The sequence below is a fragment of the Pseudomonas sp. Kh14 genome (assembly GCF_900291005.1).
In the GTDB taxonomy this organism is placed as follows: domain Bacteria; phylum Pseudomonadota; class Gammaproteobacteria; order Pseudomonadales; family Pseudomonadaceae; genus Aquipseudomonas; species Aquipseudomonas alloputida.
The window spans coordinates 1-281 of record NZ_OLKJ01000077.1 but is presented as its reverse complement, the minus strand read 5'-3'; the positions used below and the strand labels follow the sequence as shown (position 1 = coordinate 281).

Annotated in this window: 1 protein-coding gene; it reads left to right on the top strand. The window is 45.9% G+C overall.

The window, feature by feature from the left end; all coding sequences use genetic code 11:
• The coding region (locus tag FQ668_RS28805) for a LysE family translocator (RefSeq protein ID WP_369333847.1) at positions 1 to 278 on the top strand (278 nt) is incomplete at its 5' end.
• Between the last annotated feature and the right edge of the window lie 3 nt (positions 279 to 281).

Genomic DNA, 281 nt, shown 5'->3' with positions numbered 1-281 from the left:
GTGGTACGCTGGTTCAAATTCTGAACCCCAAGGCTTGGGTTGCGTCTTTAACTCTACTGACGCAGTTTCTGCCTGGTCAAAACAGAGTTCTATCGGATGACGCGGTGATTATGGCTATTTTCATTGCAATTGTAGTGTCGTCTATGTGCATTTGGGCATACTGTGGTTCAGCACTCAATAAGCTACTGACATCGCCTAAATACTTCTTGTGGGTCAACCGTGGCCTTGGAGCAAGCTTAGGAGTTGTTGCCATTGTGATGGCTGGACAATCTATTTAACCT